Source organism: Salmonella sp. NW884 (genome assembly GCF_051700745.1).
GTDB lineage: Bacteria > Pseudomonadota > Gammaproteobacteria > Enterobacterales > Enterobacteriaceae > Salmonella > Salmonella enterica.
In genome coordinates this window covers 182,438-197,123 of record NZ_JAMMDE010000005.1, presented here as the reverse complement: position 1 = coordinate 197,123, position 14,686 = coordinate 182,438, and the positions used below count along the sequence as shown (strand labels likewise).

Sequence of the window (14,686 nt, the reverse complement as noted above, 5' to 3'; positions counted from 1 at the left end):
CCTACAAAATCGCCCAGGTCTGATGAGCGCAGCGACTTCAGGCGCTAAGGCATCTCTGGCGGCGTGATCCCGAAATGGTTCCAGGCGCGCACCGTTGCCATACGCCCACGCGGCGTGCGCTGCAAAAAGCCTTGCTGAATCAGATACGGCTCCAGCACATCCTCAATGGTTTCACGCTCTTCGCCAATCGCCGCCGCCAGGTTATCCAGTCCCACCGGACCACCGAAGAATTTATCAATAACCGCCAGCAGCAGCTTGCGATCCATATAGTCAAACCCTTCCGCATCGACGTTCAGCATATCCAGCGCCTGCGCGGCAATTTCCGCTGAAATAGCCCCGTCATGCTTCACCTCGGCGAAATCACGCACACGTCTGAGCAGGCGGTTGGCTATACGCGGCGTACCGCGCGCCCGACGCGCCACTTCCAGCGCGCCGTCATCGCTCATCTCAAGCCCCATGTGCCTTGCGCTGCGCCCGACGATGTGCTGCAGATCGGGCACCTGGTAGAACTCCAGGCGCTGCACAATACCAAAACGGTCGCGTAGCGGGGACGTTAACGACCCGGCGCGCGTCGTCGCGCCAATGAGCGTAAACGGCGGCAGATCGATCTTAATTGAACGTGCAGCAGGCCCTTCGCCAATCATAATATCCAACTGGTAATCTTCCATCGCCGGATAGAGTACCTCTTCCACCACCGGTGAAAGCCGGTGAATCTCATCAATAAACAGCACATCATGCGGTTCAAGATTGGTGAGCATAGCCGCCAGATCGCCTGCTTTTTCCAGCACCGGGCCGGACGTGGTTCGGAGATTGACGCCCATTTCATTGGCAACGATATTCGCCAGAGTCGTTTTACCTAACCCTGGCGGGCCGAAAATCAGCAAGTGATCTAGTGCGTCGCCACGCAGTTTTGCCGCCTGAATAAAGATCTCCATCTGGGAGCGCACCTGCGGTTGGCCGACATATTCCGCCAATAACTTCGGGCGAATGGCGCGATCGGCGACGTCTTCTGCGATCGTGGCGCCTGCTGAAATCAGGCGATCTGCTTCTATCATCCTTTACCTCATAACGCGGCGCGTAACGCGTCGCGAATCAGTGTTTCACTGCTTGCATCCGGACGGGCGATCTTGCTTACCATCCGACTGGCTTCTTGCGGTTTATAACCCAGCGCCACCAGCGCAGCAACTGCTTCTTGTTCTGCATCTTCCGAGGTTGGGCTGGCCGGCGACGTCAATACCAGATCGACCGCTGGCGTAAAGAGATCGCCATGTAGCCCTTTAAAGCGGTCTTTCATTTCGACAATCAGCCTTTCGGCGGTTTTCTTGCCGATACCCGGCAGCTTCACCAGCGCACCCAGCTCTTCGCGCTCAACCGCATTCACAAACTGCTGCGCCGACATGCCGGAGAGGATCGCCAGCGCCAGCTTAGGCCCGACGCCATTCGTTTTAATTAGCTCTTTAAACAGCGTGCGCTCTTGCTTATTGTTGAACCCGTACAGCAACTGCGCATCTTCACGCACCACAAAGTGGGTGAAGACGATTGCCTCCTGCCCGGCCTCCGGCAGCTCGTAAAAGCAGGTCATAGGCATATGTACTTCATAGCCTACGCCCCCTGTCTCCAGCAGCACGATCGGGGGTTGTTTTTCGAGAATAATGCCTCTGAGTCTGCCTATCACATGACGCTCCTGCGTAAAGGGCTGAAAAGATAATGCACTATCATAAAAAAAGACTGGATGTTTATCCAGATGAAAAACACTTATCCCGATATTTCTGTACTCCGACAACCCGCGATAGTTAACGACGGGCACGCTCCCCGCTGCGTACAAAATAAGTCGTACACTCATTGACAACTTTTTGCGTCCCACGCGAATAACTTTTTGCCAACATGCCGTGGCGCACGTTCGGTAGTCTTCAATAATGAGTATCCTGATAACACTAATACTGTATCCAGTACGAATGCCAACAGCGGAACATCGGTCCCCCCCAAAAAACAGACCCGAGAATAGATTTAATAAAATTAACCACTAGCGCTGAATTTAATCGCATGTTGTTTTATCGTCGCGCACAACATATTTTAATTCACCATGACACAATAAATATTGTGCAAACTCATTTTTCATGCCATCGAAATTCACGGCTGGTATCCCTTCTGAATAACTATAATAAATATTCACATACTCTTCACTACTAAAAAGTGCCTGTCGTTTTGCTGCTAACCCACGGCCTTTTGCTGCAATATACTGGAAGCAGTGGCCGCTGGCGCCACAGCTCCGCCCATCATCAACAATATATATATCGGCAGCGTTAAACAACTGTTCCAGCCAGCACTGGCGAATCGTTCCGGCCGCACAAACCAAAAATAATGATGCGCTAATCATCCACCCGGATTTTTTTACCGATGTCATAGCCAGGAAAGCCATAAAGCACGCTGCCTGCAGGCACAAAACCAGTTCTTTATTCCCGGCAACCAAATGCCACTGGTTAAATACTAAGGTTATGAAAACTGAACTCAATGTTGCCAACAGTCTGGTTCTGAACCGCCTGGCAGGGAGAAGTAAAAATAATAATGAAATCGTCCCTAGCTTTAATAAAAAACAACGGTATTAGCCTCTGCCATATCAATACTCAAACAATAACAAAAACTAATAAACAGATGAAAGATAATAGCAACAAAAATATAATGAAAATAAAACACTCAACCTATTTTCATTGGTTTATCATCAACCACGTCGTACTCCCTGTCAATATAAGAGAGCAGATAATAAGAAATTTACCACCTTAATTCCTCCCCAGTTATATTTGCGACATTAATTCCAACAAATGAAATATTCACCATACATATTTCGATGACACTAAGGCTTGTCATTTATCTGGTATAATGCTAACTACCCTGTAGAATAAATAAAAGGAATTTATTTCAAATAATGGAATGCAGAGATGAAAAAACATTATCCTGTCCAATATGAAACCGGGGATATCGTCTTTACCTGTATAGGTGCCGCGCTTTTCGGCCAGATATCCACCGCTTCACAGTGCTGGAGCAACCATGTTGGGATTATTATTGGTCATAATGGTGATGACTATCTGGTGGCGGAAAGTCGCGTCCCCCTCTCAACCGTCACCACGCTGTCACTGTTTATACAACGTTCAGCCGGACAACGTTACGCCGTTCGCCGTCTGCGCGGCGGCCTGACGGTCGAGCAGAAACTCGCCATCATGGAGCAGGTTCCCGCCCGGCTGAATAAGTTTTATCACACGGGGTTTAAATACGAGTCATCGCGCCAGTTCTGCTCGAAATTTGTGTTTGATATCTATAAAGAAGCATTGTGTATTCCGGTAGGCGATATTGAGACATTCGAAGAATTACTTCACAGCAATCCTGATGCGAAACTCACCTTCTGGAAATTCTGGTTTTTAGGTTCAATCCCGTGGGATCGTAAGACGGTGACGCCCGCCAGCCTGTGGCATCATCCCAATTTAGAATTAATTAGCGCCTGTGGAATTGAAACCCCTCAACGCGAGGCTGAGGGAGAATGATTTAGCGCAACCTTCCCCGCGCCAGATTGAGTCGGCTCTCGCTCATTTGCATCGCGTTCTGGCTAACATGGCAATGCGTAATGGCGATAGCCAGCGCATCCGCGGCATCGGCCTGCGGGTTAGCGGGGAGCTTTAGCAACGTACGAACCATATGCTGTACCTGGCTTTTTTCCGCGCTACCAATACCGACGACGGTTTGCTTCACCTGACGCGCCGCGTATTCAAACACGGGCAGTTCCTGATTGACCGCGGCGACAATCGCGACGCCGCGCGCCTGTCCCAGCTTGAGGGCTGAATCGGCGTTCTTCGCCATAAACACTTGTTCGATAGCAAAATAGTCCGGCTGGAACTGCGTGATGATTTCCGTCACGCCTGCGTATATGAGCTTCAAACGAGACGGCAAATCATCGACTTTGGTGCGAATACATCCGCTGCCCAGATAGGTCAGTTGTCTGCCTACCTGGCGGATAACGCCATAACCGGTAATGCGCGAGCCGGGGTCAATACCGAGAATAATCGACACGCTATCCCCCCTGCCCGCCGGCGTTTAACAGCACCATTACAGGGTCGCCGCCACCTCATCAGAGATCTCACCGTTATGGTAGACTTCCTGAACATCGTCACAGTCTTCCAGCATATCGATCAGACGTAGCAGTTTCGGCGCGGTTTCCGCATCCATATCCGCTTTGGTTGACGGGATCATGGACACTTCGGCGCTGTCCGCTTTCAGACCCGCCGCTTCCAGCGCGTCACGCACTTTACCCATCTCTTCCCAGGCAGTGTAAACATCAATCGCGCCATCATCATAGGTCACAACATCTTCCGCACCGGCTTCCAGAGCGGCTTCCATGATGGTGTCTTCATCGCCTTTCTCAAAGGAGATGACCCCTTTCTTACTGAACAGGTACGCCACTGAGCCATCGGTACCCAGATTACCGCCGCACTTGCTGAAAGCATGACGCACTTCCGCTACGGTACGGTTACGGTTGTCACTCAAACACTCAATCATAATGGCCGTGCCGCCAGGACCATAACCTTCATAGATGATGGTTTCCATGTTCGAGTCTTCATCACCACCCACACCGCGAGCGATGGCACGGTTCAGAGTGTCGCGGGTCATGTTGTTGGCCAGCGCTTTATCTACAGCCGCGCGCAGACGCGGGTTGGCATCCGGATCGCCGCCGCCCAATTTAGCTGCCGTTACCAGTTCACGAATAATTTTAGTGAAGATTTTACCGCGCTTGGCATCTTGCGCAGCTTTACGATGTCTGGTGTTGGCCCATTTACTATGACCTGCCATAAATATTTCCTCAAAAAAAGCGCGCCTTTTCAGGCGACGTTAATGACAAACTCTTCAATCGCTTGCCGGTTACTCCAGGACTTGGTAAGCACCGCCGCGTCAGGCGCATCAAGCCACTGGTACGTCAGATGTTCAGTGAATATCACCTGCCGCTCATGCGGTAACGCAAGGCAGAACCAGAATTCTGTATTGTGCATGACGCCCGGCGCATAGCGATGACGTAAATGTGAAAAAATTTCAAACTCCACCGTACGTTGGCAGTCGACTAAGGTCAGTTGCTCTGCCGCAACATCAATCGTGACCTCCTCTTTGACTTCACGCACGGCGGCCTGCAACGCGGTCTCCCCTTCTTCTATGCTGCCAGTCACTGACTGCCAAAAATCCGGGTCGTCGCGTCGCTGCAACATTAGCACCCGTTTCGTATCCTGCGCGAAAATAACCACCAGGACCGAAACGGGGCGCTTGTACACTTTATCCTTCACGCGACCTCGTTGTTGGCTGTTGGGTGACGCCGCGCATTGATGAGACTCCCCCTTGCGGGCCGCCGCGATATCACGCGAATGATGTCGTGTACATTGTTCATATCAGTTATTCTCGGCTTTCTTCACAACCTGAATCCCCAACTCCGTCAACGCTGCCTGGTTGGCGAAACTCGGCGCTTCAGTCATCAGACACGCGGCGGCGGTCGTTTTCGGGAAGGCGATAACATCACGAATATTGTCGGTGCCGGTCAACAGCATGGTCAGACGGTCCAGACCAAACGCCAGGCCCGCGTGCGGCGGCGTACCGTATTTCAACGCATCCAACAGGAAGCCGAACTTCTCGCGCTGCTCCTGCTCATTGATACCGAGAATACCAAATACGGTTTGCTGCATTTCACCGTTGTGAATACGCACCGAACCGCCACCCACTTCATAGCCGTTAATCACCATATCGTAAGCGTTAGCGACGGCTTCTTCCGGGGCAGTTTTCAGTTCAGACGCCGTCATATCACGCGGGGCGGTGAACGGATGGTGCATCGCGGTCAGACCGCCTTCGCCGTCGTCTTCGAACATCGGGAAGTCAATCACCCACAACGGCGCCCATTTGTCTTCGTCGGTCAGGCTCAGGTCTTTGCCCAGTTTCAGACGCAGCGCGCCCAGCGCATCGGCAACCACTTTTTTGTTATCTGCGCCGAAGAAGATCATGTCGCCGTCCTGCGCGCCGGTACGTTCAAGGATAGCCTCGACGATGTCGGCGGTCAGGAACTTGGCCACCGGACTGTTAATCCCATCCGGACCTTTCGCGCGCTCGTTAACTTTGATATACGCCAGGCCTTTCGCGCCGTAGATCTTAACAAAGTTACCGTAATCGTCGATCTGCTTACGGCTAAGCTGTGCGCCGCCCGGCACACGCAGCGCTGCCACGCGGCCTTTCGGATCGTTAGCCGGGCCCGCGAAGACCGCGAACTCTACCGATTTCAGCAGGTCAGCGACATCTACCAGTTCCATCGGGTTACGCAGGTCTGGTTTGTCGGAACCGTAACGACGTTCCGCTTCGGCAAACGTCATGACCGGGAAATCCCCCAGATCCACGCCTTTCACTTCCAGCCACAAATGGCGCACCAGCGCTTCCATCACTTCGCGCACCTGTGGCGCGGTCATGAAGGAGGTCTCGACGTCGATCTGAGTAAACTCCGGCTGACGGTCAGCACGTAAGTCTTCATCACGGAAGCATTTGACTATCTGATAGTAACGATCGAAACCGGACATCATCAGGAGCTGTTTGAACAGCTGCGGCGACTGCGGCAACGCGTAGAATTTACCTTTGTGCACGCGCGAAGGCACCAGATAGTCGCGCGCGCCTTCCGGCGTGGCTTTGGTCAGCATCGGCGTTTCAATATCAAGGAAACCGTGATCGTCCATAAAACGACGCACCAGGCTGGTAATTTTGGCGCGGGTTTTCAGGCGCTGCGCCATTTCCGGACGACGCAAATCCAGATAGCGGTACTTGAGACGCGCCTCTTCGGTATTAACGTGGTTAGCGTCAAGCGGCAGTGAGTCTGCGCGGTTGATGATAGTGAGAGAGGACGCCAGCACTTCAATTTCGCCGGTCGCCATATCCGCATTGACGTTTTTCGCGTCACGCGCACGCACGGTGCCCGTAACCTGAATGCAGAACTCATTACGCAGTTCAGAGGCCAGCTTTAACGCGTCCGCACGATCCGGATCGAAGAACACCTGCACAATACCTTCGCGGTCGCGCATATCGATAAAGATCAGGCTGCCAAGATCACGACGACGGTTGACCCAACCACACAGAGTCACCTGCTGCCCCACGTGGGACAGACGTAGCTGTCCGCAATATTCTGTACGCATGAGATATCCCTTAACTTAGCCGCAGGCGGATTGTTGCCTGCCATGCAGGCGACGAAGTCGCAGCTTTAGCTGTATGTCACAACTGGATGAAAAAAGGCGGCTATTATACTGGAAATTCTGCCGCACGATAAGAGTCAATCCAGCATGGGAGCGATAACTTGCCCGTTTCATGCGGTATCGACGCCTGGTTCATACTGACTGTACCCGGGTTTTTCACGCGGGTATTGCGTATGCTCACAAAAATTAACAATATTTGTCACCGCTTTCCTCTTTAATCGCGCTTAAGGTGTAGTGAAATCCGCTATTTTTAGGAGAGTGATTATCATGCTGAAACTCAACGCGACCACAACCGCCCTGGTGGTTATTGATTTACAGGAAGGAATTCTTCCGTTTGCCGGCGGCCCGTATACGGCAAATGAGGTGGTCGCCCGCGCCGCGCGGCTGGCGGAAAAGTGTCGTGCCAACGGCTCGCCCGTGGTTATGGTACGCGTCGGATGGTCTGATGATTATGCCGAAGCGTTAAAACAGCCGGTGGATGCCGCAACGCCTGCGCACGCGTTGCCGGAAAACTGGTGGACCTGGCCTACGGCATTGGGTAAAAAGGACAGCGATCTGGAAGTGACTAAACGCCAGTGGGGCGCGTTTTACGGCACCGACCTGGAATTACAGCTTCGCCGCCGGGGTATCGACACCATCATATTGTGCGGAATCTCAACCAATATCGGCGTCGAATCCACAGCGCGTAACGCCTGGGAGTTAGGATTTAACCTTATTATTGCCGAAGATGCCTGTAGCGCCGCCAGCAGTGAGCAGCATCAGAGCAGTATGACGCATATTTTCCCGCGCATTGGCCGGGTACGCAGCGTAGAGGATATTTTAAACGCCTTATGATCTACATTGGCCTGCCGCAATGGTCGCACCCGAAATGGGCGCGGCTCGGCATCACCAGTCTGGAAGAGTATGCCCGCCACTTTAATTGCGTAGAGGGCAACACCACGCTTTACGCGCTGCCGAAAGCGGAAATTGTCGATCGCTGGTATGCGCAAACTACGGACGATTTCCGTTTTTGCTTTAAATTTCCCGCCACCATTTCTCACCAGGCCGCGCTGCGCCATTGCGACGATCTGGTACAGGCGTTTTTTACCCGCCTGGCGCCGCTGGAAACGCGTATTGGCCAATACTGGCTGCAGTTGCCCGCCGCCTTTGGACCGCGCGAGCTCCCCGCCTTATGGCAGTTTCTTGATGCGCTCCCCGCCACGTTTACCTATGGCGTAGAAGTTCGTCATCCGTGTTTTTTTGACAAAGGAGAGGATGAACAGCGGCTCAATCGCGGGTTACACGCGCGCGGCGTAAACCGCGTGATCCTGGATAGTCGTCCGGTACATGCCGCCCATCCCCACAGCGAGGCCGTCCGCGACGCGCAGCGAAAAAAACCCAAAGTCCCGGTACATGCGGTCGTGACGGCCAGCCATCCGATGGTGCGTTTTATCGGTAGCGACAATATGGCGCAAAACCGTGAATTTTTCGCCGCCTGGTTGCAGAAACTCCCGCAGTGGCGGCAGACCACCACGCCTTTTCTGTTTTTACATACTCCGGATATCGCGCAGGCGCCGGAACTGGTGAATACGCTTTGGCATGATTTACGCAGCGTCTTACCGGAAATCGGCACTGCTCCGTCCATTCCACAGCAATCTTCTCTTTTCTGAAAATGCCCCCTATCATAGACAGTGCCATCAGCCATTTTAAAAGGGAGTTTGTATGGTAAGCGCGCTGTATGCCGTTTTGGGTGCGTTATTATTAATGAAGTTCTCTTTTAATGTCGTTCGCTTGCGAATGCAGTACCGTGTCGCCTATGGCGACGGCGGTTTTAGCGAATTACAAAGCGCCATCCGTATTCATGGCAACGCGGTGGAATATATTCCTGTCGCGCTGGTGCTTCTGCTGTTTATGGAAATGAACGGCGCCGAAACGTGGATGGTGCATATCTGCGGCATCATTTTAATCGCCGGTCGGCTGATGCATTATTACGGTTTTCACCACCGCCTGTTCCGCTGGCGGCGGGCGGGGATGAGCGCGACCTGGTGCGCATTGTTGCTGATGGTGCTGGCAAACCTGTGGTATATGCCCTGGGAGTTGGTTTTCTCCCTGTATTAGCGCACAATATGCGCCTTTATTTTTCCCGGATGTATACGTTATGTCTCACCGCGACACGCTTTTTTCTGCGCCTATCGCCCGTCTCGGCGACTGGACTTTTGATGAACGAGTAGCCGAAGTTTTCCCCGACATGATTCAGCGTTCGGTACCAGGCTACTCCAACATCATCTCCATGATCGGCATGTTAGCTGAACGCTTTGTGCAGCCGAACACGCAGGTCTACGATCTGGGCTGCTCGCTGGGCGCCGCGACGCTGTCTGTTCGGCGTAATATCCGCCATGAGCATTGTCGCATTATCGCCGTCGATAACTCCCCGGCCATGATTGAACGCTGCCGCCGTCATATTGATGCGTATAAAGCGCCTACGCCGGTTGAAGTCGTTGAAGGCGATATCCGCGATATCACTATTGAAAACGCCTCGATGGTGGTGCTGAATTTTACCCTGCAATTCCTTGAACCTGCCGAACGCCAGGCATTGCTGGATAAGATTTACCAGGGGTTGAATCCCGGCGGCGCGCTGGTACTGTCGGAAAAATTTAGCTTTGAAGACGCGAAAGTGGGCGAGCTGTTATTCAACATGCACCACGATTTTAAACGCGCTAATGGGTACAGCGAACTGGAGATCAGCCAGAAGCGCAGTATGCTGGAAAACGTGATGCTCACCGACTCGGTGGAAACACATAAAGCGCGCCTGCGTCAGGCGGGTTTCGAACACAGTGAACTGTGGTTCCAGTGCTTTAATTTCGGGTCGCTTGTCGCGTTAAAAGCCGGAGTTGCCGCATGATCGAGTTTGGTAACTTTTATCAGCTCATTGCTAAAAATCATCTCTCCCACTGGCTGGAAACATTGCCCGCGCAGATTGCCGCCTGGCAACGCGAGCAGCAGCATGGCTTGTTTAAACAGTGGTCGAACGCGGTAGAATTTTTACCGGAAATGACGCCCTGGCGGCTGGATTTACTGCACAGCGTCACGGCGGAAAGCGAAACGCCGCTCAGCGAAGGTCAGCTAAAGCGTATTGATACATTGCTGCGTAATCTGATGCCGTGGCGTAAAGGCCCGTTCTCGCTTTATGGCGTAGATATTGATACCGAATGGCGCTCCGACTGGAAGTGGGATCGCGTACTGCCGCATCTGTCAGATTTAACCGGCCGGACGATCCTTGATGTCGGCTGCGGCAGCGGCTATCACCTGTGGCGGATGATTGGCGCGGGCGCACATCTGGCGGTCGGCATCGATCCTACACAGCTTTTCCTCTGCCAGTTTGAGGCGGTGCGTAAACTGTTGGGTAACGATCAGCGCGCGCATCTGCTGCCGTTGGGCATTGAACAACTCCCGGCGCTGAAAGCATTTGATACCGTCTTCTCGATGGGGGTGCTTTATCACCGTCGCTCGCCGCTGGAGCATCTGTGGCAGTTAAAAGATCAGTTGGTCAACGAGGGTGAGCTGGTACTGGAAACGCTGGTCGTCGACGGCGACGAAAATACCGTACTGGTGCCGGGTGACCGCTACGCGCAGATGCGTAACGTCTATTTTATTCCTTCCGCGCCGGCATTAAAAAAATGGCTGGAAAAATGCGGCTTTATTGACGTGCGTATCGCCGATGTCTGCGTCACTACCACCGAAGAGCAGCGCCGTACCGAATGGATGGTTACCGAGTCGCTGGCCGATTTCCTCGACCCGAACGATCGCAGCAAGACGGTGGAAGGCTATCCCGCCCCGCAGCGCGCGGTGCTGATTGCGCGTAAACCGTGATGGATTGTCGAATGATCGTTACGTATAGCACCGTTTCTCCAAAATAGTTCAAGTTGCAGCAAGGCGGCAACGCAGCAAATCCCCGGGAACGTAGGTAGCTACGTGACCGGGGTGCTCGACGCGGCCAACGCTGCTGCGGCTTGAAATATGAAGGAGAAAAAAAGGCCCCTGTTGAATTGGCAGGGGCCTGGTACGAGCAAGCATCATATTGGGCGACATGATGCAACGGTAAAAATCATTTGGCCTGATGGCGAACAATGATTCCTTTCATTTCAGCGACCGCCGCACCCTCTACTCTATAGCGAGAATACTCGTCCGCCTGAATATCGGCAGACATCGATAACCCCTGATTGCGATAGCGCATCGGCGAAGGCAGTAAGACTCCGGCGGAACTGTGTACTTCCCGTACTCCGGCATCGAGGAAATTCTGCAGGTTATTTGCACGAACCCCCGCACCAGCCATAATGATTGGAGCATCCCCCTGGGCAATAAGTTCCATAATTATTGATAAACCTTGCGCCGCATCGGCTTTTTGCCCGGAAGTCAGTACTCTTGCTACGCCTGCGTCAGCCAGATTCTTTAGCGCATTGAAGGGATTAGCGCACATATCGAAGGCGCGGTGGAATGTCACCGCCAGCGGCCCGGCCGCCGCCATTATTTTTTCCATTCGCGACATATCGACATCCCCATCAACGGTCAACACGCCAGTAACCAGCCCGGGAAACCCCAACTCTCTGACGAGACGGATATCTTCCAGCATGGCGGCAAATTCGCCGTCAGTGTAGTAAAAATCTCCGCCGCGAGGACGAATAATCGGATGTACGGGAATCGTAATATGCTCGCGTACGCTGCGTAAGATGCCGAAAGAAGGCGTAAGCCCCCCTTCTTTCGGCGCGGCGCACAGTTCGATACGATCCGCGCCGTTTCGCTGCGCGGTGAGCGCGCATTCCATGCTGTAACAACAGATCTCAAGTAACGCCATATTCACTCCGCTCGGCAGGTTAATGGGCCGCCTGTTCGCTGGCGACAATCGCTTCAATCGACCATGGATGAAATTTTACCGTGACGCGGCCATCGGTCACAGCCAGCGTAGGGTTTGGCAAACGTTCATGCTCGCCCTGTGGCGAACTGGTTTTAACCACGATCCCCGGCTGACTAAGCCCCTCATCCGACAACAACGCCAGAGCCCTCGCGTTCAAGGTCTCCGGCTCGCCGGGCAGCACGATTTCAATATGCTCCCACCCTTCGTGTGGATAGCGTTTTTCTCCCGGCCACGGTAATTCAATAACAGAAAACCGCCAGTGTTCCACACATACCGGTTCATGCAGTTTAAACAGACAAATCGGCCTGCCGTTGATGATATTTTCCGACAGTAGCTCACCGCATTGTTCAAAACCGCGACGCCAACGCTCCGCCGTCGTATTCTGGTGACAGCGCAATGAAATGTGATCGGCCTCAAGGGCACTAATCTGCAGACCAAGGCGAGTGGAAAGTTCTCTGAACGCCAGAGTGAATCGCGGTAAATCTGCGGAAATATCATGCAGTTCATCAATATGTTGCCAGTTCGCCATATCAGGACGCTCTTCTTGCTGTGAAAACCGCTAATTTACGCTGTTGCGCCCCGGCAACCAACCTTTGATTTGATTGGGCGTTTATTGAATGCTTATGCAGATTATTGTTGCGTATATTTCAGGCGACGCGCCGCGCGCGCAATGCTGACGCCAACGGGCATTTGCAGTATACTCCCGCCCTAATTCTTAAACTGGCGCGGGCAATACAGTCCGCTTCATAAACGTAAGGTATTCCGGTGAATATTCAGGCTCTTCTCTCAGAAAAAGTTAGTCAGGCCATGATTGCTGCAGGCGCACCTGCAGATTGCGAGCCCCAGGTTCGTCAGTCAGCCAAAGTTCAGTTCGGCGACTATCAGGCCAACGGCATGATGGCAGTTGCGAAAAAACTGGGTATGGCCCCCCGACAACTTGCAGAGCAGGTGCTGACTCATCTGGATCTCAGCGGCATCGCCAGCAAGGTTGAAATCGCCGGCCCTGGCTTTATCAATATTTTCCTCGAACCGGCTTTTCTCGCTGAACAGGTGCAACAGGCGCTGACCTCCGATCGTCTGGGCGTTTCTCAGCCGACTCGTCAGACGATTGTCGTCGACTACTCCGCGCCCAATGTCGCGAAAGAGATGCACGTCGGTCATCTACGCTCCACGATTATCGGCGATGCGGCAGTGCGCACGCTGGAGTTTCTGGGCCATCATGTTATTCGCGCTAACCACGTCGGCGACTGGGGCACCCAGTTCGGTATGCTTATCGCCTGGCTGGAAAAACAGCAGCAGGAAAACGCGGGCGACATGGCGCTGGCGGATCTCGAAGGATTTTACCGCGATGCGAAAAAGCATTATGACGAAGATGAAGCGTTTGCCGAGCGCGCGCGTAACTACGTCGTCAAATTGCAGAGCGGTGATACCTATTTCCGTGAGATGTGGCGTAAGCTGGTTGATATCACCATGACGCAAAACCAGATCACCTATGATCGCCTGAACGTCACTCTGACGCGTGACGATGTGATGGGCGAAAGTCTGTATAATCCGATGCTGCCGGGCATTGTCGCCGATCTGAAAGCCAAAGGCCTGGCTGTTGAAAGCGAAGGCGCAACGGTGGTTTTCCTTGATGAGTTTAAAAACAAGGAAGGCGACCCGATGGGCGTCATTATTCAGAAGAAAGATGGCGGTTATCTGTATACCACTACCGATATCGCCTGCGCCAAATACCGTTACGAAACGCTGCACGCCGACCGCGTGCTCTACTACATTGACTCCCGTCAGCACCAGCACCTGATGCAAGCCTGGACCATTGTGCGCAAAGCCGGTTATGTACCGGATTCCGTTCCGCTGGAACACCACATGTTCGGCATGATGTTGGGTAAAGATGGTAAACCGTTTAAAACTCGCGCGGGCGGTACGGTGAAACTGGCGGACCTGCTGGATGAGGCGCTGGAGCGCGCGCGTCGTCTGGTGGCGGAGAAGAACCCGGATATGCCGGCTGACGAGCTGGAAAAACTGGCTAACGCCGTCGGTATTGGCGCGGTGAAATACGCCGATCTGTCAAAAAACCGCACCACTGACTATATCTTCGACTGGGATAATATGTTGGCTTTCGAAGGCAATACCGCACCTTATATGCAGTATGCCTATACGCGTGTGCTGTCTGTTTTCCGTAAAGCGGACATCGACGAGCAGGCGCTGGCGAGCGCGCCGGTCATCATTAGCGAAGATCGCGAAGCGCAGCTCGCTGCCCGTTTGCTGCAGTTTGAAGAAACCCTGACGGTGGTCGCGCGTGAAGGTACGCCGCACGTCATGTGCGCGTATCTGTATGACGTCGCCGGGCTGTTCTCCGGCTTCTACGAGCACTGCCCTATTCTCAGCGCCGAGAATGACGCGGTTCGCAATAGCCGCCTAAAACTGGCGCAACTGACGGCGAAGACGCTGAAACTGGGTCTGGATACGTTGGGTATCGAAACCGTAGAACGCATGTAAACGCGCCGTCGTTAACATCATCAGGCCTGACTCCGGGTAACGGACT

Annotated in this window: 16 protein-coding genes; 7 read left to right on the top strand and 9 right to left on the bottom strand. The window is 53.3% G+C overall.

Features of this window, described 5'->3' with window-relative positions; genetic code table 11:
- Positions 1-44 precede the first annotated feature (44 nt).
- From ruvB to NA197_RS13435, 3 genes are all read right to left on the bottom strand, one after another.
- Positions 45-1,055: a Holliday junction branch migration DNA helicase RuvB gene (gene ruvB, locus NA197_RS13445; protein ID WP_000568504.1), complete on the bottom strand. Its 1,011-nt coding sequence runs from the start codon at positions 1,053-1,055 to the stop codon at positions 45-47.
- Positions 1,056-1,063: 8 nt separating this feature from the next.
- The gene (gene ruvA / locus NA197_RS13440; protein ID WP_000580335.1) at positions 1,064-1,675 is read right to left on the bottom strand and encodes a Holliday junction branch migration protein RuvA; all 612 of its coding nucleotides are present in this window, start codon (positions 1,673-1,675) and stop codon (positions 1,064-1,066) included.
- Between the two features lie 360 nt (positions 1,676-2,035).
- Positions 2,036-2,512, bottom strand: a complete 477-nt coding sequence (locus NA197_RS13435) for a hypothetical protein (protein WP_024152354.1) — start codon at positions 2,510-2,512, stop codon at positions 2,036-2,038.
- Between the two features lie 424 nt (positions 2,513-2,936).
- On the opposite strand from NA197_RS13435, the gene NA197_RS13430 reads away from it, so the two are divergent.
- Entirely contained in the window at positions 2,937-3,536 is a 600-nt protein-coding gene (locus NA197_RS13430) for a YebB family permuted papain-like enzyme (RefSeq protein ID WP_000716742.1), read from the top strand.
- Between the two features lies 1 nt (position 3,537).
- Here NA197_RS13430 and ruvC read toward each other — a convergent pair whose 3' ends face one another.
- From ruvC to aspS, 4 genes are all read right to left on the bottom strand, one after another.
- Positions 3,538-4,059: a crossover junction endodeoxyribonuclease RuvC gene (gene ruvC, locus NA197_RS13425; RefSeq protein ID WP_000022509.1), complete on the bottom strand. Its 522-nt coding sequence runs from the start codon at positions 4,057-4,059 to the stop codon at positions 3,538-3,540.
- A gap of 36 nt (positions 4,060-4,095) precedes the next feature.
- Positions 4,096-4,836 (bottom strand): YebC/PmpR family DNA-binding transcriptional regulator, encoded by a 741-nt coding sequence (locus NA197_RS13420; RefSeq protein ID WP_000907242.1) that lies wholly within the window; start codon positions 4,834-4,836, stop codon positions 4,096-4,098.
- Positions 4,837-4,865: 29 nt separating this feature from the next.
- Complete coding sequence (nudB, locus tag NA197_RS13415) at positions 4,866-5,318, bottom strand: dihydroneopterin triphosphate diphosphatase (protein WP_064043332.1); 453 nt, start codon at positions 5,316-5,318, stop codon at positions 4,866-4,868.
- 102 nt (positions 5,319-5,420) lie between these two features.
- On the bottom strand, positions 5,421-7,193 hold the full coding sequence (gene aspS, locus NA197_RS13410) for an aspartate--tRNA ligase (protein WP_438796696.1): 1,773 nt from the start codon (positions 7,191-7,193) through the stop codon (positions 5,421-5,423).
- 324 nt (positions 7,194-7,517) lie between these two features.
- Between aspS and NA197_RS13405 the strand changes: the two genes are divergently transcribed.
- Genes NA197_RS13405 through cmoB form a run of 5 tightly spaced genes read left to right on the top strand, consistent with a single transcriptional unit; the run spans position 7,518 to position 11,099 of the window.
- Positions 7,518-8,084: a hydrolase gene (locus NA197_RS13405; protein WP_000916144.1), complete on the top strand. Its 567-nt coding sequence runs from the start codon at positions 7,518-7,520 to the stop codon at positions 8,082-8,084.
- Positions 8,081-8,899, top strand: coding sequence for a DUF72 domain-containing protein (locus NA197_RS13400; protein WP_000639232.1), 819 nt, complete (start codon positions 8,081-8,083; stop codon positions 8,897-8,899). The genes NA197_RS13405 and NA197_RS13400 overlap by 4 nt, the downstream gene beginning before the upstream one ends.
- 52 nt (positions 8,900-8,951) lie before the next feature.
- Complete coding sequence (locus NA197_RS13395) at positions 8,952-9,347, top strand: MAPEG family protein (protein WP_000252975.1); 396 nt, start codon at positions 8,952-8,954, stop codon at positions 9,345-9,347.
- Positions 9,348-9,387: 40 nt separating this feature from the next.
- The gene (cmoA, locus tag NA197_RS13390; RefSeq protein WP_000019613.1) at positions 9,388-10,131 is read left to right on the top strand and encodes a carboxy-S-adenosyl-L-methionine synthase CmoA; all 744 of its coding nucleotides are present in this window, start codon (positions 9,388-9,390) and stop codon (positions 10,129-10,131) included.
- A complete protein-coding gene (gene cmoB, locus NA197_RS13385; RefSeq protein WP_000569035.1) occupies positions 10,128-11,099 on the top strand; it encodes a tRNA 5-methoxyuridine(34)/uridine 5-oxyacetic acid(34) synthase CmoB in 972 nt (323 codons plus the stop codon). The genes cmoA and cmoB overlap by 4 nt, the downstream gene beginning before the upstream one ends.
- 235 nt (positions 11,100-11,334) lie before the next feature.
- On the opposite strand, the gene cutC is transcribed toward cmoB, so the two are convergent.
- On the bottom strand, positions 11,335-12,081 hold the full coding sequence (cutC, locus tag NA197_RS13380) for a copper homeostasis protein CutC (RefSeq protein WP_064043331.1): 747 nt from the start codon (positions 12,079-12,081) through the stop codon (positions 11,335-11,337).
- A gap of 19 nt (positions 12,082-12,100) precedes the next feature.
- Positions 12,101-12,670 (bottom strand): VOC family protein, encoded by a 570-nt coding sequence (locus NA197_RS13375; RefSeq protein ID WP_000024796.1) that lies wholly within the window; start codon positions 12,668-12,670, stop codon positions 12,101-12,103.
- 236 nt (positions 12,671-12,906) lie between these two features.
- On the opposite strand from NA197_RS13375, the gene argS reads away from it, so the two are divergent.
- The gene (gene argS / locus NA197_RS13370; protein WP_020839273.1) at positions 12,907-14,640 is read left to right on the top strand and encodes an arginine--tRNA ligase; all 1,734 of its coding nucleotides are present in this window, start codon (positions 12,907-12,909) and stop codon (positions 14,638-14,640) included.
- Positions 14,641-14,686 lie beyond the last annotated feature (46 nt).

Coding starts and splice junctions, on each gene's coding strand:
- ruvB (WP_000568504.1), bottom strand. CDS start 1,055: ATGATAGAAGCAGATCGCCTGATTTCAGCAGGCGCCACGATCGCAGAA.
- NA197_RS13430 (WP_000716742.1), top strand. CDS start 2,937: ATGAAAAAACATTATCCTGTCCAATATGAAACCGGGGATATCGTCTTT.
- NA197_RS13420 (WP_000907242.1), bottom strand. CDS start 4,836: ATGGCAGGTCATAGTAAATGGGCCAACACCAGACATCGTAAAGCTGCG.
- aspS (WP_438796696.1), bottom strand. CDS start 7,193: ATGCGTACAGAATATTGCGGACAGCTACGTCTGTCCCACGTGGGGCAG.
- NA197_RS13405 (WP_000916144.1), top strand. CDS start 7,518: ATGCTGAAACTCAACGCGACCACAACCGCCCTGGTGGTTATTGATTTA.
- NA197_RS13400 (WP_000639232.1), top strand. CDS start 8,081: ATGATCTACATTGGCCTGCCGCAATGGTCGCACCCGAAATGGGCGCGG.
- NA197_RS13395 (WP_000252975.1), top strand. CDS start 8,952: ATGGTAAGCGCGCTGTATGCCGTTTTGGGTGCGTTATTATTAATGAAG.
- cmoA (WP_000019613.1), top strand. CDS start 9,388: ATGTCTCACCGCGACACGCTTTTTTCTGCGCCTATCGCCCGTCTCGGC.
- cmoB (WP_000569035.1), top strand. CDS start 10,128: ATGATCGAGTTTGGTAACTTTTATCAGCTCATTGCTAAAAATCATCTC.
- cutC (WP_064043331.1), bottom strand. CDS start 12,081: ATGGCGTTACTTGAGATCTGTTGTTACAGCATGGAATGCGCGCTCACC.
- NA197_RS13375 (WP_000024796.1), bottom strand. CDS start 12,670: ATGGCGAACTGGCAACATATTGATGAACTGCATGATATTTCCGCAGAT.